This is a genomic window from Sphingomonas sp. (assembly GCF_045810705.1).
GTDB lineage: Bacteria > Pseudomonadota > Alphaproteobacteria > Sphingomonadales > Sphingomonadaceae > Sphingomicrobium.
In genome coordinates, this window is sequence record NZ_JBJMVI010000020.1 from 81,590 (window position 1) to 100,077 (window position 18,488).

Consider the following 18,488-nt stretch of genomic DNA (forward strand, 5'->3'; position numbering starts at 1 on the left):
TCTTACCCCCTAGATTTTGCCTTTTCGGCCAGCCCGTCGAGATCGGGCATGCGCTCGAGCAAATGGTCGAGCGCGTCGGTCACAAGCTGTTGCGCGGAGCGCCCGTCCACAGCGCACGCGAGCCTCAGCTTGAGATGACGGTTGGGATCGAGACGGAGCGTGAACGCCGCCTTGGCTTTGGTCCCCGGCGCCGAACGCGCGCGCGGAGCGCGGCGCTGCGGAACCAGAGCGGTAACTTTGCGGACCGGCGCGAACACGGCCGGTTCCGGCGCCGCCGCCTCTTCGTGCTCGGGCGCCGACGCCTCTTCGGGCTCGGGCTCGTCAACTTCGGCGGAGTCGTCCACCTCCTCGTCGGCAGTGGCATCTGCAGCCGCGAAGCGTTCCTCGATCTCGGCCTGCTGGTCGTGGACCGGAGAATGGACCGGTGTCAGGCCCGTCGGATGCGCGCGCGGATGCTCGACGACATCGTCGCCGAAGGCATCGTGGGTCGCATCGCGCGGCGCATCGGCGGCCTTGGGAGGCTCGAACCCCATGTCGTTCCAGCCAAGGTCCTCGAGACCAGGCGCACCCTGGGCAAAGCCCTGCGGACGCATGGCCGGACGGGCGGCGCCCTTGCGGGCAAGGAGACCGGAAGAGAGAGAAGCGATAGGCTTGGCTTCGGTGGGCACCTGCATGCCCCCTTACTGACCGACGACGCGGCGACCGAAGCCGCCGACCGGCCGAGGCGCAGCGGCGGGCGCGCCGGGCGAAGCTCCCGGAGCCGCGAACACCGTGCGGCGGAAATTCTTTTCGAGGCGGTCGGAAATATATTCCCACAGCTCGGTCACTTCCTTGGCCGAGCGGCCGTTCGGATCGATTTCCATGACGGTGCGGCCATCGATCATCGAGGCCGCGTAATCGGTGCGGTGATGGAGCGTGACTGGAGCGACGGTGCCGTGCTGCGACAGCGCGACCGCGGCTTCGTAGGTGATCTTGGCCTTGGGCGTCGCCGCGTTGACGACGAAGATCAAAGGCTTGCCGGCGCGGTCGCACAGATCGACCGTGGCGCCAACGGCGCGAAGGTCGTGCGGGCTCGGCCGGGTCGGGATGACGATCAGCTCGCCAACCGCGATAACGCTCTGGATCGCCATCGTGATCGCCGGCGGCGTATCGATGACCGCAAGGCGGAAACCCTGCTGACGAAGCACTTCGAGGTCGGATGCAAGCCGCGCAACCGTGGTTTGAGCGAAGGCGGGCATATCGGCCTCGCGTTCGTTCCACCAGTCGGCGAGGCTGCCCTGCGGGTCGATGTCGATCAGGACCACCGGGCCCGCCCCCGAGAGATGCGCCTGCACCGCGAGATGGCCGGACAGGGTCGTCTTGCCCGATCCGCCCTTCTGCGATGCCATTGCCAGGACGCGCATGTACTTCCCCTCGCGTGAATTGACGTCAGTTCAGCTGTGGGAGTGGCACTGGAGCCTCTAAAATCTGGTTAACGGCGATACGACGTTGTTTGCGCTTGGCCCGCTCTGGGCTAAGGAAGACACAGGGTGGGTTAAGGCATGACTCCCAAACACTTAGTTGCTGCACTGTTGGCCGCGGCGATGGCTGCGCCGCTGTGCGCGCAATCGGTCAAGGCGGGCATCGATGCGTGGCAGCGCGCCGATTATCCCGCCGCGATCGCCATCTGGCGGCCGCTCGCCGAAGGCGGGGATGCCGATGCCCAGTTCAATCTCGGCCAGGCCTACCGCCTCGGCCGCGGTGTGCCGCTGGACTTGGCCGCGGCCAAGATTTGGTTCGAGCGTGCGGCCCGCAGCGGCCATCTCGACGCCGAGACGACGCTAGGCCTGCTGGTCTTCCAGAACGGCGACCGCGCGGAGGGGCTAAAATGGCTGAAGCAGGCCGCCGACCAGGGCGAGCCGCGCGCCCTGCTGGTCATCGGCACCGCTTTGTTCAATGGCGACGGCGTGGCGCAGGATCGCGTGCTCGGCTACGCCTATGTCAGCCGCTCCGCCGCGCAGGGCCTCGCGCCGGCGCAGGACACGCTTGCCCAGCTCGATCAACTGATGCCTCTCGCGGACCGGCAGAAGGGCATCGCGCTCGCCCGTTCGATCCCGAGCGGCTCGCCCGTCGCAGCGACGGCAAAGCGAGTGCGGACGGCTCAGGCCAAACCAAATATTTCCAAACCAGCCACGGCCAAGCCGTCGGTAACGAAACCGGCCCCTCCGGCTGCGGCAAGGCCCGCGCCGATCGCGGACGCAAGCGGCGGCTGGCGCATCCAGCTCGGCGCTTTCTCCCAGCGCGCCACGGCCGAGGCGCTTTACCAGCGCCTGTCGGGCAAGCCCGTGCTGGCGGGCCGCGGTCCTTATTATGTCGCGGCCGGCTCGATCACTCGCCTGCAGGTCGGCCCGTTCGCGAGCAAGGCCGCCGCGGCCAGCGCCTGTGTCGCTGTCGGCGGCGCGTGCTTCCCCGTCCCGGGGAAGTAGCTAGCGCCGGAACCAGTCGCGGCGCCGAACGCCTTGCACCCACAGCAAAGCGTCGAGGCCGTGATGGCGAAGCTCCGCATCCGCGACTTCGACCAGCGCAGGCTTGGCGCGGAACGCGATCCCGAGGCCGGCCTCCTCGACCATCAGCTTGTCGTTGGCACCATCGCCGATCGCGAGCACGTCTTCTTTCCTCAGTCCGAGCTGGGCTCGGGCCTCGACCAGCGCTTCGCGCTTGGCCACGGCGTCGACGATCGGGTCGCCGACCTCCCCCGAAAGCTTGCCACCAGCAAAAACGAGGCGGTTGGCCCGGACACGGTCGAACCCCACCGTCTTGGCGACCGGCTCGGCAAAGGACAGGAATCCGCCCGAAACGAGGAGGCAGCTGGCGCCTCCGGCGCGCATGGTCTGAACCAGCGTTTCCGCGCCTGAGGTCAGGTGGACGCGCTCGTCGAGGCAGCGCTTGAGCGCGCGCTCATCGAGCCCGGCGAGCAGCCGCACGCGTTCCCGAAGCGCGCCCGGAAAGTCGAGCTCGCCCTGCATCGCGCGCTCGGTGATTCGCGCGACCTTATCCTTGAGGCCGGCATAATCGGCGAGTTCGTCGATGCATTCCTGGCCGATGATCGTCGAATCCATGTCGGCGACCAGGAGTCGCTTCCACCGCGGCTCGTCGGCCTGGACGACAATGTCGACGCCCTCCAGTCCCTCGAGGGTCCAGCGCGCGTCCCTCCCCTTGCCGGCAAAGCGCAGGTCGGCCGCGTCGCCCTCGTCGATCCAGCGCAGGAAGATCGCGGCGGGGTCGAGCTCCCGAAGCAGGCCCAGCACCCGGTCGATCAGCCTGTCATCAAGCTGCCCCGCTGCTATCAGCGTCGCGATTGCCATGCCTTCGCCCAAACCTCCGTTGACCCTCATCGCCGGGCCGACCGCCAGCGGCAAGTCCGCGCTGGCGCTCGCGCTTGCTGAGCAAATTGGAGGCGTGATCGTCAACGCCGACAGCGCGCAAATCTACCAAGACCTGAAGATTTTGAGCGCTGCTCCGAGCGCCGACGCGCTGAAAAGGGCGGAACATCGCCTGTACGGCGCGCGCGACGGGGCGCTTCCCTGTTCGGCCGCCGAATGGGCGGCGATGGCTCGGACCGAGATCGCCGCCATCCACGCAAACGGCCAGGTGCCCATCCTCGTCGGCGGCACCGGCCTTTATATCCGCACCCTGCTCGACGGGATCGCACCCGTGCCGGCGATCGATCCCGGCGTGCGCACGCGCGTCCGCCACGCGTCCGCCGACGAGAACCGAACCAAGCTGCAGGCTCTCGATCCCGGCGCCGCGGCACGGCTCAATCGCGCGGACACCGCGCGAATCAACCGGGCACTCGAGGTCATCCTCTCGACCGGCCGGACTCTCGCCGAATGGCAGCGGCAGCGCGAAGGCGGCATCGCCGGCGAGGTCGAGCTTCGCCCGCTGCTTCTGTTGCCGCCGCGCAAGTGGCTGTACGCACGCTGCGACGAGCGATTCGCCCATATGATCGACGAAGGCGCGGTCGCCGAGGTCGAAGCCCTGCTTGCGCGACAGCTCAACCCCAACCTGCCCGTCATGCGGGCGATCGGGGTTCGCGAACTGTCGCAATACCTGCTCGGCCAATGCTCGCTGGATGAGGCGGTCGCGGCGGGCCAGCAGGCGACACGGCGCTACGCCAAGCGGCAATACACCTGGTTCGCGCACCAACCGCCTGCCGATTGGCTACGATTCCAGGAAGCGCTCGACATCGAGCGGCTCGGGCAAGCGCTGGCCCTGCTCAAGGGGAAGGACTAGGCGCCGCGCATGAACCTGCTCCGCGACGCCGACATCGACCCCGCGCCACTCGCCGGCAAGCGGGTCGCGATCCTTGGCTACGGCAACCAGGGCCGCGCCCAGGCGCTCAACCTTCACGATAGCGGCATCGACGTCGTGGTCGGCCTGCGCGGCGGCTCAGGCAGCGCGAACGAGGCGGAGGCGGTGGGCCTGACCACGGCACTGCTCGAACCGGCCGTCGCGTCGGCCGACGTGGTCATGGTGCTCGCGCCGGACGAGATCCATGCCGCTCTGTACCGCGAGATCGAGCCGCACGTCCGCAACGGAGCGGCGCTCGGGTTCAGTCACGGCCTCTCAGTGCGCTTCGGCTTCGTCGAGCCGCGCGCCGACCTCGACGTGTTCATGGTCGCGCCCAAGGGACCGGGCACCGCGCTTCGCTCGCTCTTCACCGAGGGGAAAGGCATGATCGCGGTCTGGGCGGTGGCGCAGGACGCGACCGGCGGCGCGCGCGACCTCGCCCTCGCCTACGGCCGCGCGATCGGCTGCGGCCGCGCCGGCCTGATCGCGTCGAGCTTCGCGGAAGAAGCCGAGGCCGATTTGTTCAACGAGCAGGCCGTGGTGTGGGGCGCCGTGCCCGAGCTGCTGATCGCCGGCTTCGAAACTCTGGTCGCGGGGGGCGTGTCACCGGAGCTTGCCTATCTCGAATGCGTCGGAGAACTAAAGCTGATCGCCGACCTCATCGAAGCGCGCGGGATCGCGGGCATGCGCGAGGTGATTTCCAACACCGCAGAGCTTGGTGCTTTGCTCGGCGGGCGGCGGATCATCGACGAGGGCGTACGGCAGCGCATGGCGCAAGTCCTCGAGGAAGTTCGCGCCGGCAAGTTCGCTGCCGAGCTCAGGCAGGAAGAATCGGGCGGCTACCCGCGGCTCGAGAAGGCCCGGCTAAAAAATCGCGAAACGCTGCTCGAAGAAACATATCGCCGGCTCAGCGACGCCGAGGGCTGATCAGCCGATCGTCTCGCGGCAATCCGGCCGGTCGCCGACGCTCGCCCGCTCGAGATAGACGCGCTGCAGCTTGCGGTGCGCCTCGGCAGCGTCGGCGCTGGACGCAGCCGCCGCGCGCTCCTGCTCCTCGGCGGCGCGGCGCGCGAAGTAAATCCGGTCCTGGTCCGCCATGGCCCGCCCTCCTTGCCTTCCGGCGATGGTAGCAGAATCGTCGACGAAAGTCACCGCTCTCAGATGACCGCGGCAGCTGTTTCCTTGGCCCGCTCGATCGCTTCGATGACGATCCGCCGGGCATCGGCGGCATCGCCCCAATGGCCGACGCGCACCCACTTTTCCGGCTCCAGGTCCTTATAGTGGGTGAAGAAATGCTCGATCTGCTGAAGCACGATCGACGGCAGGTCCTGGCGCTCGCCGACGTCGGAATAATAAGGGAAAGTGGAGTCGATCGGTACGCAGATCAGCTTCTCGTCGCCGCCATGCTCGTCCTCGAGGTTGAGCACTCCGATCGGTCGGGCGCGGACCACGCAACCGGGCACGAAGGGCGAACGCGCGATGACCATCGCGTCCAGCGGGTCGCCGTCGGGCGAGAGCGTGTGGGGCACGAAGCCGTAGTTCGCCGGATAGCGCATCGGCGTGTGGAGGATGCGGTCGACGAACAGGGCGCCGGATTTCTTGTCGAATTCGTATTTCACCGGTTCGCCGCCGGCGGGGACTTCGATGACGACGTTGAGATTCTCCGGGGGATTGTCCCCGGTCGGGATGAGATCGATGTTCATGGCAGATGCGCCCCGCCCCTAAACATCGCCAGGCCGAAGAACAATGCGGAGACGCTCGCGGCGACGGAACCGACGGCATAGCCGGCGGCGAGGCCATAAGCGTGGCGCTCGACCAGCAAAGCGGTATCGAGCGAAAAAGCGGAGAAGGTGGTGAATCCCCCGAGGATGCCGGTGGTCAGGAACAGCCGCGCATGCTGGCCGATCCCGGGGCGAAAAGCGAAATAGCCGGCGAGCAGTCCCATCAGGAACGAGCCGGCGACGTTCACGATCAGAGTCCCGAATGGAAAGCCGTAGCCGAACAGGCGCGTCGCGCCGACATTGGCTCCGTGGCGGAGCGCGCCGCCGATCCCGGCGCCGAGGAAGACGATCAGGTAGAGCATCGCGCCGGCGCTTACCTTCGACCGAACAATTTTTCGATCTCGCCGTGCCCGAGCTTCACCCAGGTCGGGCGGCCGTGGTTGCACTGGCCCGAGCGCGGCGTGACCTCCATCTCGCGCAGCAGCGCGTTCATCTCGGCGACGCTCAGCACCCGCCCAGCTCGGACCGAGCCGTGGCAGGCGATGGTCGCCGCGACATGGTCGAGCTTGTCGCGCAGGCTCATCGGCCCGCCGAGCTCCGCGATCTCGGCGGCAAGGTCGCCGAGCAGCCTCGCGGCGTCGGTCTTGCCGAGCGCTGCCGGCACTGCGCGGACCAACATTGCCGCCGTCCCGAACCGCTCAACGTCGAGACCCATTTCCGAAAGATCGGCGGCGGCGCCTTCGAGCCGATCGCAGTCGGGTTCGTCGAGTTCGACAACCAAAGGGATCAACAACGCCTGGCGGTCGACCATCCCACCCTCCCGCGCCGCGCGCATCCGTTCGAGCACCAATCGCTCGTGCGCGGCGTGCTGGTCGACGATCACCAGGCCGTCCTCGGCTTCGGCGACGATATAGGTCGCGGCGACCTGGCCGCGGGCGACGCCAAGCGGAAAAGCCGGGACCGGCTCGGCCGCGGGCTCAGCCCGGCCCTGGGGCACGAAGCCCACCGGCGTGAAGGATTGCTGTACCTCGCGCACCGCGGAGTCCGTGCGCTCCCGGTTGAGGTCGCGCGCGTAGCTCGCGCTGCTCGTCCACATCACCGGAGCCGCGGCCTGCTCATGCGCGGCGCTGCGCCCGCTTTCCTCATCCAGCGCACGGCGGAGACCGCCGACGATCAGGCCGCGCACGGCCGCGGAGTCGCGGAACCGCACCTCGGTCTTGGCCGGATGAACGTTGACGTCGACCTCCTCGAGCGGGACTTCGAGGAACAATGCCGCAATCGGGTGGCGATCGCGGGCGATCAGGTCGCGGTAAGCGGCGCGCAGCGCGCCGACCAGCAGCCGGTCCTTCACCGGCCGCGAGTTGACGAACAGATATTGCTGGTCGGCCACGCCGCGGTTGAAGGTCGGAAGACTGATGACTCCGGTCAGCCTCAGGCCATCGCGCGTGCAGTCGATGCCGACCCCGTGGCGGTCGAGCTCGTGGCTCAGGATCTCGGCGACGCGCGCCGGCGGATCGGCCGGCTGAAGGGTCAGGATCCGCCGTCCGTCATGGTCGAGCGTGAAGCCGACATCGCTTTGCGCCATCGCCAGCCGCTTCACGGCGTCGAGGCAAGCGGCATATTCGGCCCGCGGCGTGCGCAGGAACTTGCGCCGGGCGGGCACCTTGTCGAACAGGCCCTCGACCCGGATCCTCGTGCCCGGGGGCAGCGCGGCCGGCCCATCGCCAGCCACTTCGCCATGGTCGATCTCGATTCGCCAGCCGTCCCCGTCCCGCACCCGGCTCTCGAGCGTCAGCCGCGAGACGCTGGCGATCGACGGCAGGGCCTCGCCGCGGAAGCCGAAGCTCGTGACCCGATCGATGGCGTCGCCCGGCAATTTGGACGTGGCGTGCCGCTCCAGCGCGAGGCGCATCTCGTCGGGCGCCATTCCGCCGCCGTCGTCGGCGACCTCGACGAGCTCGAGCCCGCCGGCGTGAAGCCGAACGGCAACCTGCGTCGCCCCGGCGTCGAGTGAATTTTCGACCAGCTCCTTGAGCGCGCTTGCAGGCCGCTCGACGACCTCGCCCGCGGCGATGCGATTGATGAGCTCGGGCGGCAGCCTTCTTATTGACATGTTAAGGGTCTTAACCCAATCCGGATGGGCCGGCGAAGCACTGATTTTTCTGGAAAATTCAGATTGCATTCAATGGCCTGAGAACAATCAGAATTAAAGTTTGCGTGAAGCCCGGGCGGCGGGCCAAATCAATCTAGAGGGCGGGATCGAATGTTCTGGAATCGCTGGTTCAAATGGATGTCGCACGACATGGCGATCGATCTTGGAACCGCCAATACGCTCGTCTACGTCCGTGGCCGCGGAATCGTGCTCAATGAGCCGTCGGTCGTCGCCATCGAGACCATCAACGGGGTCAAGAAGGTCAAGGCCGTCGGCGACGACGCCAAGCTGATGATGGGCAAGACCCCGGACCAGATCGAGGCGATCCGGCCCCTGCGCGACGGAGTCATCGCCGACATCGACGTCGCCGAGCAGATGATCAAGCACTTCATTCACAAGGTCCACGGCGGCAAGATGCGCGCCTGGCGCTTTCCCGAGATCGTGATCTGCGTGCCCTCGGGATCGACCTCGGTTGAGCGGCGCGCGATCCGCGACGCCGCGTCCAACGCCGGCGCCAGCGCGGTCTATCTGATCGAGGAGCCGATGGCCGCGGCGATCGGCGCCGACATGCCGGTGACTCAGCCGATCGGATCGATGGTCGTCGACATCGGCGGCGGGACGACCGAGGTCGCGGTGCTTTCGCTCCGCGGCCTCGCCTACACCACGTCGGTGCGCGTCGGCGGCGACAAGATGGACGAGGCGATCAGCTCCTACGTCCGCCGCAACCACAATCTGCTGATCGGCGAGGCCACGGCCGAGCGGATCAAGAAGGAAGTCGGAATCGCCAAACCGCCGCTCGACGGCATCGGCAAGACCGTCCACATCAAGGGCCGCGACCTCGTCAACGGCGTGCCCAAGGAGATTTCGATCAACCAGGGCCAGATCGCCGAAGCGCTGTCAGAGCCCGTCGGGACGATCGTCGAGGGCGTCCGCATCGCGCTCGAGAACACTGCTCCCGAACTGGCCGCGGATATCTGCGACCAGGGTATCGTGCTCACCGGCGGCGGGGCCCTGCTCCAGGGCCTCGACGAAGTGCTGCGCGACGAGACCGGCCTCCCTGTCACCGTCGCCGACGATCCGCTCACCTGCGTCGCGCTCGGCACCGGCCGCGCGCTGGAGGAAGAGCAGTTCCGCGGCGTCCTCCAAACCGCCTAGCGGGGACGTAAGCGGTGGCGACCGCGCGCCCGGGCTGGTCGCGTCGAGCCCAATACGGGCTGTTCTTCAGCTTAATCGCTGTGATTGCCGGGATCATCGTCGGCCTGATCCTGCTCACGCTTTCGCTCGTCGCCCCGCAGCAATTCGAACGGGTGCGAGGTGCCGCGCTCGACGTCACCGGGCCAATCGCCGGCGCGCTGCATGAGGTCGCCGCAACCACCGAAGGCGTCTTCACCGGCGCCGGCAATTATTGGGACGCGGCGAACCAGAATGCCGAGCTGAAACGCGAGCGCCAGGCGATGCTCCGGCGGATGGTCGAAGCCAAGGCGATCTTCCAGGAGAACCGCCAGCTTAAGGCCGTGCTCCAGCTGCGTGAGCAAGAGCGCGCGACGATCGCCGTCGGCCGGATCGTCGGCTCGTCCTTCAACAGCCCGCGGCGCTTCGCCATCCTGTCTGTGGGCACGAGCGACGGCGTCAGGATCGGTATGCCGGTCCGCTCGCCCGACGGGCTCGTCGGCCGGATCATCGACGCCGGATCTCTCGCCTCGCGCGTGCTGCTGGTCTCGGACCGCGCGAGCATCGTGCCGGCGCGGCTGCTCCGAAACGGCATCCCGGTCATCGCCCAGGGCCGCGGCGACGGCACGATCGACGTCCGCCCGCTCGAGGTCGGGCGCAACCCGTTCAAGCGCGGCGACATCATCATCACGTCGGGCACCGGCGGCTTGTACCCGCCGCTGGTCCCGATCGCGCGGGTGGTGAAGCTGGACGACGACGGGGCCGTCGCTCTTCCGCTGGCCGATCCGGCGACCACCAGCTTCGGCATGGTCGAACCGCCATTCGAACCGGCTGCGATGGCCGCCGAAAATGCGCCGGCCGCGGCGGACAATCGCTAATGGTGCGTACCGCACTGACGCCGACGCGCCGAATCGGGCAGGCGCCGTGGCCGATGGCCGCCTACATTCCGGCCGCGACCGTCGTTGCCGCCGCGCTGCTCGCCGCTTTGCCGATCATTTCGACCAGCGGCTGGTACCCGGATTTTGCCTATCTCGTGTTTATCAGCTGGCGGCTGCTCCGGGCCGACCCCTGGCCCGCTTGGTGGGCCGCGCCGCTCGGTTTCGTCAACGACCTGTTCACCGGTTATCCGATAGGCTTTTCAATAGCTTTGTGGAGCGCGACAATGCTGGCGCTCGACTTGATCGACCGCCGAACCATGTGGCGCGACTATCGGACGGAATGGGTGCTTGCCGGGGTGCTGATCACGATTGACCAATGGTTTCAGTGGCGCATCGCCAAGCTGGTCGAGGCGGCCCCGCCGCTAAGCCAGATGGCTGCGCCGACGATCATTTCGATCTGCGTCTTCCCCCTGTTTGCCTGGGTCGTATCGCGCGTCGACGCCTGGAGGCTCGGGCGATGAAGCACATGCGGATCACGATGGCCCATCAGTCGATCACCTTCTCGCGGCGGATGATGGTGCTGGGCGGCGCCGAGGCGGCCGTGGGCGGCCTGCTGATCGGACGGATGGGCTGGCTGGCGATCGCGCAGAACCAGAAATACCAGCTGCTGAGCGAGAGCAACCGGGTCCAGCTGATTCCGGTCCCGCCGCGGCGTGGCTGGATCATCGACCGGGACGGCAAGCCGATCGCCATCAACAAGGCGAGCTTCCGCGTCGACCTCATCCCGCAACAGATCGTCGACGGACCGAAGATCATCGCCGAGCTCCAGCGCCTGATGAGCCTGCCGCCCGACGAGGTCGACCGGATCACCCGCGAATTGTCGCAGTCGCGCGGCTTTCAGCCGGTCTCCGTCGCGGACAACGTGCCTTACGAGCAATATGCCGCGATCACGGTGCGCCTGCCCGACCTGCCTGGCGTCGCCGCATCGCGCGGGTTCACCCGATTCTACCCGGGCGGGTCAAGCGTCGGTCAGCTCATCGGCTACGTAGGCGCTGCCTCGGTGACCGAATATGAAAAAGAGAACAAGAACCCGCTGCTCCTCATCCCTGGTGTGAAGATCGGCAAGGAAGGCCTTGAGAAGACATTGGAGCCGGTGCTCCGCGGCGAGCCCGGCGGCCAGCGGGTCGAAGTTACCGCCCGCGGCAAGCTGGTCCAGGAGCTCGATCCCAAGCCCGACCGCAGCGGTGGTACCGTCCAGCTGACGATCGATTCCGACCTTCATCAATATGCGGCACGGCGGATCGGTGACCAGTCCGCGGCTATCGTGGTCATTGATGTGGCCACCGGTGACATCCTCGCAATGCCGTCCATGCCGTCGTTCAACCCGAACAATTTCTCGGATGGCATCAGTCAGAACGAGTGGAAGATGCTATCGGGCGACGACCATCTGCCACTCGTCGACAAGGCGTTGGAGAGCCTTTACCCGTCCGGGTCGACGATCAAACCGTCGATGGCGATGGCCCTTCTCAACGCCGGGATCGACCGCAAGCAAAAGGTCAATTGCACCGGAGCCTTTCAACTCGGGAATCACACTTTCCACTGCGACAAGCGCCATGGTCCAGTCGATATGGACGCGGCGGTCGTCCATAGCTGCGACGTCTATTTCTACACCATGTGCCTTCGGGTCGGGGCGGAAAAGCTCTCGCCGATGGTGCGCTCGATGGGCTTTGGCGAGAGGTTCGACCTGCCGTTCGACAACCAGCGCTACGGGACCATCCCCGACCCTGACTGGATGACGCGTAAATATCATCGGAAGTGGCAGGGATACGACACCGTCAACATGTCGATCGGCCAGGGCATGGTGCTGATCAACCCGATGCAGCTCGCGGTCATGGCGAGCCGCCTGGCGACCGGGAAGCGCGTGGTCCCGCGCCTGCTCATGAACAAGCCGATCGTGCCGCAGACGCAGCTCGCAGTCGATCAGGATCACCTCGACTTCATCCGGCTCGCCATGGCCGGAGTAGTCGATCACGGCACGGCCGCCGGCGCCAAGCTGCCGCTCGACGGCATCCAGATGGCGGGGAAGACCGGGACCGCGCAGACGCACAATCTTAGCGCCGGCGAACGCGGCGACTATACCGCGTCACAATGGAAGCTTCGCGACCACTCGCTGTTCATGGCCTTCGTTCCGTTCAACAATCCGCGCTACGCAGCGGCAGCGATTGTCGAGCATGGTGGCTTTGGCGCAGCGGTTGCGGCCCCGCTGGTCCGCGACACTTTGCTGTTCCTCTACGACCGCCAAAAGGCGATCGCAGCCCTGCAGGCCTTCGAACAAAGCATCGGCGGTACGACCGATGAGCGGCTGGCGCGCAAGACCGCCAGCTGGCGCTCGGCCAACGGCCTGTTGCCGCTCGCTGCCGAAAAGGCATGATCACCTCCGCGATCATTCCGCGGCCGCTGGCCAAACTGCCGTGGCGCCTGATCTTCCTCGTCGCCGGGATCGCGGCGTTCGGGCTGATCGTGCTCTACTCGGCGGCCGGCGGGTCGATGCGCCCCTGGGCGATGAAGCAGGCGATCATCTTTGTCGCGTTCCTCGGCATTGCGATCTCCATGTCGTGGCTGTCCGAATCGACCATCAAGGCGATCGCCTTCCCGCTCTACGGCGCGACGCTGATCATGCTGATCGGGGTCGAGGCACTTGGATTTGTGAGCAAGGGCGCACAACGCTGGCTCGACATCGGCCCGATCCGCCTTCAGCCGTCGGAGTTCATGAAGCCCGCGATCGTGCTTAGCCTCGCGCGTTTCTACGAGCTGGTTCCCGCCGCCGAGATCCGCAAGTGGCGCGCGGTGTGGCCCGCGCTCCTCCTGCTCGGCGTGCCGGCCGCCCTGATCCTCGTCCAGCCCGATCTCGGCACCTGCATCATGGTCTTGCTGTGCGGAGTCACGGTCATGTTCCTTGCCGGGCTGCCCTGGTGGCTGTTCGCCGCGCCGCCAGTCGCGGTCGGGGTAGCCGCACCGGTCATCTACGGGATGATGCACGGCTATCAGAAGAAGCGCATCGCAACATTCCTCGATCCGGAGAGCGACCCACTCGGCGCCGGCTATCACATCGCCCAGTCGAAGATCGCGATCGGTTCGGGCGGCATCTGGGGCAAGGGTTTCCTCCACGGCAGCCAAAGCCACCTCCAATATTTGCCTGAGGGCCATACCGACTTCGTCTTCGCGACCATGTCGGAGGAATGGGGCCTGGTCGGCGGAGTCCTGTTGATCTTCGCCTTCGCCGCCGTGATCCGCTGGGGCATGCGCGTCTCGCAGACCGCGCGCACGCGTTTCGCCCAGCTCGCCGCGGCCGGTCTGTCGGCGACGATCTTTTTCTACGTCGCGATCAACCTCATGATGGTCATGGGGCTCGCACCCGTGGTCGGCGTCCCGCTGCCGCTGGTGAGCTTCGGCGGCTCGGCCGTCATGACCGTGATGCTGTGCCTCGGCCTGTTGATGGCCCTCGAGCGCCAGCAGCGCACGGGGTCTCGCAGCTCATTCGAGATTAGCGGCTAACCGCGACGCTGGCGCGGGCCCTGACCGCAAAGGCCCTCCACCGTGGTTCGAGACTGTCCATCGCCGACGACACAATTGCGAAGCCGCGAAGATTGTCCGGCGTCGGCGCGCCATCCGCACCGTCGACGGCCTGCGCGAGATTGTCGAGCCATTCGGAGACGCTGGTCAAGGTCGTCGGCGCGGTCGCGCCGCCGATCGGCTTCGCCTCCCCGACCAGCCGATCGAGCTCCGCGTTCAACGCGTCGGCCGCCGGCTGTCCCTTGAGCTTGCCGAGGCCGTTCTTGAGTTCGGTCGCCTGCTCGGTCATCGAGCGCATGCGAACCCTCGCCTGTTCGATCTGCCTCGCCAGGCGGAACTGCGCCTCGAAGTCGGCCTGGCTGACCTTCACTCGGGGGTCGGCGACAACGGTCAGCGGCTGCCGAAGCACTTGCCCGGCAGTGGTCAGCTCCACCGTGTAGGGACCCGGAGGAGCCCAGACGCCACTCAATGAATCGTCGTCCTTGGAGCCCATGGGCTTGGCGTAATGAAGATCCCAAACGAACCGGTGGTGCCCGGGTGACGCCGCGGGCGGCTGCGGCGCGACCACCCATTCCGGCGCGACCGGAAGCTTCGACAGGTCGACCGGTTTGACCGGGTCGGTGCTGCTGAAGCGATTCACCAATGCCCCGCCCCGGTCGTAGACCGCGATCTGCACCGGCCCCGTGACGTTTGCCGGAAGCGCATAATCGATCATCGCGCCCAGCGGCGGATTGGCCGCGAGCGGCTCGTCCTTGGGCATCGGCGTTCCGGTGAACGACGGCTCGTTGACCCGAACCGCGGTTGCGGCCGGATAGAGATGGATGCCCGCCGCGGCATTCCCGGCCAGGGCACGGAGCGGGACGATGTCGTCGAGCACGTAGAAACCGCGGCCGTGGGTCGCGATCACCAAATCATCGCCGTGAATATTGATGTCGCGCACCGATGTCGCCGGAAGTCCGCGTTTCAGCGGCTGCCAGCTGTCGCCATCGTCGAACGAGACAAAGAGGCTGCGCTCGGTGCCCGCGAACAGCAATCCGGCCCGAACCGGGTCTTCGCGCACGACGTTGACCGAATTGGGCCCGCCCTCTTTGGGCAAGCCGTTGGTGATTTCGGCCCAGGTCCGGCCGCCATCCCGGGTCCTCAGGATGATCGGCTGCTGGTCGTCGACGCGGTGCCGGTCGATCGCGGCGTATGCGACATTGAGGTCGAAGTGCGACGGCTCGATGATGCCCACTTTCGACCACGGCGGCAGCGATGCGGGAGTGACGTTGGTCCAGTGAGCGCCGGCGTCGTCGGTGCGCCAGATCAGGCCGTCATCGGTACCGATCCAGATCAGGCCGTCGCGGATCGGCGATGTGCCGATGTCGTAGATGACGCCGCGCCGTGGGCCCTTGGTCGCCGTGTCCTTTGCCGTCGGCGGATCGAGCGTCGGCGGCACTCCGGGATTCTCGCGGGTCAGGTCGGGGCTGATCGGAACCCAGGTCTGGCCGCCGTTCGCGGTGCGGAACAGCCGCTGGTTGCCGAAATAAAGCGCGTGGTCGCGCTTGCCCCAGGTCAGCGGCAGCGTCCACTCGCCGCGATAATCGCCCGGAAACGCCAGCGTCGGATCGACATTCCGCGTCTGCCCGGACTTGAGGTCGAGGCGCTCGACCCGCCCGCCATAGACCGTGTCCGGATCGTCCGGATCGGGCGCGATTTCGTCGCTTTCGCCGCCCGCGGTGATCTCGTGGAACTCGGTGATGTTGATCCCGTCATATTTGCTGTCGCTGCGGCTCGGCACGGCTGCCGCGCCCGAATCCTGCTGCGACCCGTAAATCCGGTAGGGGAAGCGGTTGTCGGTCGACACGTGATAAAACTGCGCGGTCGGCTGGTTGAACCAGCTGCTCCACGTCTTCCCGCCGTTGACGGTGACCAGCGTCCCCTGGTCGACGCCGAGAATTCGCCGATCGGGATTTTTCGGGTCGATCCACAATGTGTGGAAATCGTCGCCTGTCGGATCGCCCTTGATCGGAATGAAATGCGCGCCGCCGTCGTCCGAACGGAGCTGGATCGTGTTCTGGACCCACAGCTGGTCGGCATTTCTGGGGTTCGCCGCGAGCTGCCCGAAATACCAGCCGCGGTTCCAGATGCGTTTGTCCCCGGTGACTTTCGTCCACGCCGCTCCGCTGTTGTCCGATCGATAGAGGCCGCCTTGCGTCGCCTCGCTGCTGTCGATCAGCGCATAGATCCGGTGCGGTTTCGCCGGGCTGGCCGCAAGCCCGATCCGCGCCGGGGAAGCGGGAAGGCCGTGCCCGGTCAGGTGCCGCCAGGTGCGGCCGCCGTCGGTCGATTTGTACAGCCCGGTGCCCGGGCCGTTCGAAGGCGGATAGGTGTTCCACGGCGGCCGCCTCGTCTGCCACAGCGCGGCGTAGACCACGCTCGGATTGCCCGGTTCGAAGGTCAGGTCGATCGCACCGGTGTCGGCATCCTTGAAGAGCGTCTTGGTCCAGCTTCTGCCGCCGTCGGTCGAGCGGAACACGCCGCGTTGCTCGTTTGGGCCGTAGGGATGGCCGAGCGCCGCGACGAGCACGACCTCTGGGTTGCGGGGGTCGACCAGGATCTGGCTGATCTGCTGGGTATCGGTCAGGCCGATCGCCTGCCAGCTGGCGCCACCGTCGGCCGAGCGGAACATGCCGATCCCCTGCGCGATGTCGGATCGCATGTCGGCCTCGCCAGTCCCGACATAGATGACCTTGGGCGCCGACGGAGCGATGGCGATCGCGCCGATCGACCCGACGTTCACCTGGTCGAAGATCGGGATCCAGGTTCGCCCGGCATCGTCGCTGCGCCACACCCCGCCGTTGACGGCTCCAAAATAGAATCGGCGCGGGTCGTCGGGGGCTGCGGCGACCGCAAGCACGCGCCCGCCCCTGAATGGGCCGACCATTCGCCAGTGCAGGTCCTGGAAAAGCGCGGGATCGACGGTTGCGGCCGACGCGGCAGCCGGGGCTCCCAGCACGCAAATGGCGACAAGCAGCCTGGTTGGAACTTTCACTCGGCAATCACCTTGGAACGAAGCGAATCAGCGAGCCTTAGAACAGGTCGGAGCCGGCTTGAAGGTCAGCCGGTTGCGCACCAGATACGCCCATGCTACCGGCCCGCGCCTTGCCCGGCGACAACGCGCCCGGCATCTGCCCCCGTGTGGACGCATAGCTCAGTTGGTAGAGCAGCTGACTCTTAATCAGCGGGTCCTAGGTTCGAGCCCTAGTGCGTCCACCACTTCCCCGAGGATTCCCGACGACCAGCCGCATATCCCTTGGTCGGCTGCGCCGGCCCGTTCGTCGAAGGAACTCACAACACTTACGAAAGTTAACCTAGCGGCCCGCCGATGTTCATGTCCCGGCGTCACTGGCGGTCAGGACTTGCAATCCGTAGCGACAACCGGAATTGGCCGCCTCTGTGAATCATTCCCGCGCGATGCGCCAGCGCCTCGGCGCAACTCTGTCACTGACCTTGCTGCTCGCCGCGTGCGGCGGCGGCGGCGGCGGGGGTAACCAGCAAGCCGGCGGACGCGGCGGGCGCGGCGGTCCGGGCGGACCGGCCACCGTCGGCTACGTCGTCGTCCAGCAGGGCAGTGCGCCGCTGCAGCAGGTGCTGCCCGGCCGCGTGTCCGCCTTCCAGGTATCCGATGTCCGCCCGCAGGTCTCCGGCGTCGTGCAGCGGCGGCTGTTCCAGGAGGGCGCGATCGTCCGGCAGGGCCAGACGCTCTACCAGATCGACCCCAGCATCTATGCCGCGCAGCAGGCCCAGGCCGCCGCGAACCTCCAGAGCGCGCGTGCCAGCGCCGTTGCCGCCAGGACCCGCGCCTCGCGCTATGCGCCGCTGGCGAAAATGGAGGCGATCGCCAAGCAGGATTATACCGATGCGGTCGCCCAGGCGCGGCAGGCCGACGCCGCGGTCGCGCAGAACAGCGCCGCGCTGAGGGCGGCCCAAGTCAACATGCACTTCACCCGCGTGCCGGCGCCGATCACCGGCCGCATCGGGCTGTCGAACGTCACCGAAGGCGCCCTGGTCACCGCCAACCAGGTCGGCGCGCTGGCCACGATCACGCGGCTCGACCCGGTGTTTGTCGACATCCAGCAATCCGCCGCCGACCTGCTCAAGCTGCGGCAGGCGCTGGCGCAGGGCGGCGCGGTTCCGACCTCCGCGCAGGTTCGTTTAACGCTCCCTGACGGATCCGATTACGGCTTCACCGGGACCGTGGAATTCAGCCAGGTCATCGTCGACCAGGGCACCGGCTCGGTCACGATCCGCGCGCGCTTCCCCAACCCGCAGTCGATTCTCCTGCCGGGGATGTATGTGACCGCGCGATTCGCGCAGGCGGTCCAGACCTCGGCAATCCTCGTGCCGCAGCAGGCGATCGCTCGCGATCCGCAAGGCAATGCGACCCTGTTCGTCGTCGGGCCGGGCAACCGTGCAGTCCAGCGCACGGTCCAGGCCGATCGCACGATCGGCACCAACTGGGTGGTCACCGGCGGGCTTGCGCCTGGCGAGAAAGTGATCACGCAGGGCACCGCGAACCTCAAGGACGGCGCGCCGGTGAAGCCTGTGCCGGCGAGCGCGCCGCAACGGGTGAAGGCGCCGCCGCCAGGGGCGATGAAGAACTCGCGTCAGAGCGGCTAGCGG

The 18,488-nt window shown here is 67.1% G+C and carries 17 protein-coding genes and 1 tRNA gene; 10 read left to right on the forward strand and 8 right to left on the reverse strand.

The annotated features are described in order from the left end of the window. Positions 1-2: 2 nt before the first annotated feature. Together ACJ8FR_RS12310 and ACJ8FR_RS12315 are read right to left on the reverse strand one after the other, a co-directional pair. Positions 3-674 carry a hypothetical protein gene (locus ACJ8FR_RS12310; RefSeq protein WP_407828928.1) on the reverse strand — a complete coding sequence of 224 codons (672 nt, stop codon included), beginning with the start codon at positions 672-674 and terminating at the stop codon, positions 3-5. A 6-nt stretch (positions 675-680) separates the two neighbouring features. After that, the gene (locus ACJ8FR_RS12315) at positions 681-1,403 is read right to left on the reverse strand and encodes an AAA family ATPase (protein ID WP_407828929.1); all 723 of its coding nucleotides are present in this window, start codon (positions 1,401-1,403) and stop codon (positions 681-683) included. Between the two features lie 180 nt (positions 1,404-1,583). Between ACJ8FR_RS12315 and ACJ8FR_RS12320 the strand changes: the two genes are divergently transcribed. Then, positions 1,584-2,465: an SPOR domain-containing protein gene (locus ACJ8FR_RS12320; protein ID WP_407828930.1), complete on the forward strand. Its 882-nt coding sequence runs from the start codon at positions 1,584-1,586 to the stop codon at positions 2,463-2,465. On the opposite strand, the gene serB is transcribed toward ACJ8FR_RS12320, so the two are convergent. Continuing rightward, positions 2,466-3,374, reverse strand: coding sequence for a phosphoserine phosphatase SerB (gene serB, locus ACJ8FR_RS12325; RefSeq protein WP_407828931.1), 909 nt, complete (start codon positions 3,372-3,374; stop codon positions 2,466-2,468). Between serB and miaA the strand changes: the two genes are divergently transcribed. Both miaA and ilvC read left to right on the forward strand, forming a co-directional pair. Beyond that, on the forward strand, positions 3,343-4,272 hold the full coding sequence (gene miaA / locus ACJ8FR_RS12330; RefSeq protein ID WP_407828932.1) for a tRNA (adenosine(37)-N6)-dimethylallyltransferase MiaA: 930 nt from the start codon (positions 3,343-3,345) through the stop codon (positions 4,270-4,272). The two genes, serB and miaA, sit on opposite strands and share 32 nt — an antisense overlap. A 9-nt stretch (positions 4,273-4,281) precedes the next feature. Then, complete coding sequence (gene ilvC, locus ACJ8FR_RS12335) at positions 4,282-5,256, forward strand: ketol-acid reductoisomerase (protein ID WP_407828933.1); 975 nt, start codon at positions 4,282-4,284, stop codon at positions 5,254-5,256. On the opposite strand, the gene ACJ8FR_RS12340 is transcribed toward ilvC, so the two are convergent. From ACJ8FR_RS12340 to mutL, 4 genes are read right to left on the reverse strand one after another with little or no spacing between them, the layout of a single operon-like run. Next, on the reverse strand, positions 5,257-5,427 hold the full coding sequence (locus tag ACJ8FR_RS12340; protein ID WP_407828934.1) for a hypothetical protein: 171 nt from the start codon (positions 5,425-5,427) through the stop codon (positions 5,257-5,259). Between the two features lie 59 nt (positions 5,428-5,486). Beyond that, a complete protein-coding gene (gene ppa / locus ACJ8FR_RS12345; RefSeq protein ID WP_407828935.1) occupies positions 5,487-6,032 on the reverse strand; it encodes an inorganic diphosphatase in 546 nt (181 codons plus the stop codon). After that, positions 6,029-6,412: a fluoride efflux transporter CrcB gene (crcB, locus tag ACJ8FR_RS12350; protein ID WP_407828936.1), complete on the reverse strand. Its 384-nt coding sequence runs from the start codon at positions 6,410-6,412 to the stop codon at positions 6,029-6,031. Before crcB ends, ppa begins: the two co-directional genes overlap by 4 nt. A gap of 11 nt (positions 6,413-6,423) precedes the next feature. Next, the gene (gene mutL, locus ACJ8FR_RS12355; protein ID WP_407828937.1) at positions 6,424-8,163 is read right to left on the reverse strand and encodes a DNA mismatch repair endonuclease MutL; all 1,740 of its coding nucleotides are present in this window, start codon (positions 8,161-8,163) and stop codon (positions 6,424-6,426) included. A gap of 150 nt (positions 8,164-8,313) precedes the next feature. Here mutL and ACJ8FR_RS12360 point away from each other — a divergent pair, with 150 nt between their 5' ends. The 5 genes from ACJ8FR_RS12360 to rodA are packed head-to-tail and all read left to right on the forward strand — an operon-like array spanning position 8,314 to position 13,805. Beyond that, positions 8,314-9,357: a rod shape-determining protein gene (locus tag ACJ8FR_RS12360; protein WP_407828938.1), complete on the forward strand. Its 1,044-nt coding sequence runs from the start codon at positions 8,314-8,316 to the stop codon at positions 9,355-9,357. 14 nt (positions 9,358-9,371) lie between these two features. Continuing rightward, positions 9,372-10,250, forward strand: coding sequence for a rod shape-determining protein MreC (mreC, locus tag ACJ8FR_RS12365; protein ID WP_407828939.1), 879 nt, complete (start codon positions 9,372-9,374; stop codon positions 10,248-10,250). Between the two features lie 2 nt (positions 10,251-10,252). Further along, the gene (mreD, locus tag ACJ8FR_RS12370) at positions 10,253-10,771 is read left to right on the forward strand and encodes a rod shape-determining protein MreD (RefSeq protein ID WP_407828940.1); all 519 of its coding nucleotides are present in this window, start codon (positions 10,253-10,255) and stop codon (positions 10,769-10,771) included. Continuing rightward, positions 10,768-12,681 carry a penicillin-binding protein 2 gene (mrdA, locus tag ACJ8FR_RS12375; protein ID WP_407828941.1) on the forward strand — a complete coding sequence of 638 codons (1,914 nt, stop codon included), beginning with the start codon at positions 10,768-10,770 and terminating at the stop codon, positions 12,679-12,681. Before mreD ends, mrdA begins: the two co-directional genes overlap by 4 nt. Next, complete coding sequence (gene rodA / locus ACJ8FR_RS12380) at positions 12,678-13,805, forward strand: rod shape-determining protein RodA (RefSeq protein ID WP_407828942.1); 1,128 nt, start codon at positions 12,678-12,680, stop codon at positions 13,803-13,805. The genes mrdA and rodA overlap by 4 nt, the downstream gene beginning before the upstream one ends. Here the strand turns inward: rodA and ACJ8FR_RS12385 are convergent. Next, complete coding sequence (locus ACJ8FR_RS12385; protein ID WP_407828943.1) at positions 13,795-16,857, reverse strand: VPS10 domain-containing protein; 3,063 nt, start codon at positions 16,855-16,857, stop codon at positions 13,795-13,797. The genes rodA and ACJ8FR_RS12385 overlap by 11 nt on opposite strands. 148 nt (positions 16,858-17,005) lie before the next feature. On the opposite strand from ACJ8FR_RS12385, the gene ACJ8FR_RS12390 reads away from it, so the two are divergent. Then, a tRNA-Lys gene (locus ACJ8FR_RS12390) sits at positions 17,006-17,081 on the forward strand. 198 nt (positions 17,082-17,279) lie between these two features. Next, entirely contained in the window at positions 17,280-18,485 is a 1,206-nt protein-coding gene (locus ACJ8FR_RS12395; protein WP_407829118.1) for an efflux RND transporter periplasmic adaptor subunit, read from the forward strand. Positions 18,486-18,488 lie beyond the last annotated feature (3 nt).

Coding starts and splice junctions, on each gene's coding strand:
- ACJ8FR_RS12310 (WP_407828928.1), bottom strand. CDS start 674: ATGCAGGTGCCCACCGAAGCCAAGCCTATCGCTTCTCTCTCTTCCGGT.
- ACJ8FR_RS12315 (WP_407828929.1), bottom strand. CDS start 1,403: ATGCGCGTCCTGGCAATGGCATCGCAGAAGGGCGGATCGGGCAAGACG.
- ACJ8FR_RS12320 (WP_407828930.1), top strand. CDS start 1,584: ATGGCTGCGCCGCTGTGCGCGCAATCGGTCAAGGCGGGCATCGATGCG.
- miaA (WP_407828932.1), top strand. CDS start 3,343: ATGCCTTCGCCCAAACCTCCGTTGACCCTCATCGCCGGGCCGACCGCC.
- serB (WP_407828931.1), bottom strand. CDS start 3,374: ATGAGGGTCAACGGAGGTTTGGGCGAAGGCATGGCAATCGCGACGCTG.
- ilvC (WP_407828933.1), top strand. CDS start 4,282: ATGAACCTGCTCCGCGACGCCGACATCGACCCCGCGCCACTCGCCGGC.
- ACJ8FR_RS12340 (WP_407828934.1), bottom strand. CDS start 5,427: ATGGCGGACCAGGACCGGATTTACTTCGCGCGCCGCGCCGCCGAGGAG.
- ppa (WP_407828935.1), bottom strand. CDS start 6,032: ATGAACATCGATCTCATCCCGACCGGGGACAATCCCCCGGAGAATCTC.
- crcB (WP_407828936.1), bottom strand. CDS start 6,412: ATGCTCTACCTGATCGTCTTCCTCGGCGCCGGGATCGGCGGCGCGCTC.
- mutL (WP_407828937.1), bottom strand. CDS start 8,163: ATGTCAATAAGAAGGCTGCCGCCCGAGCTCATCAATCGCATCGCCGCG.
- ACJ8FR_RS12360 (WP_407828938.1), top strand. CDS start 8,314: ATGTTCTGGAATCGCTGGTTCAAATGGATGTCGCACGACATGGCGATC.
- mrdA (WP_407828941.1), top strand. CDS start 10,768: ATGAAGCACATGCGGATCACGATGGCCCATCAGTCGATCACCTTCTCG.
- rodA (WP_407828942.1), top strand. CDS start 12,678: ATGATCACCTCCGCGATCATTCCGCGGCCGCTGGCCAAACTGCCGTGG.
- ACJ8FR_RS12395 (WP_407829118.1), top strand. CDS start 17,280: ATGCGCCAGCGCCTCGGCGCAACTCTGTCACTGACCTTGCTGCTCGCC.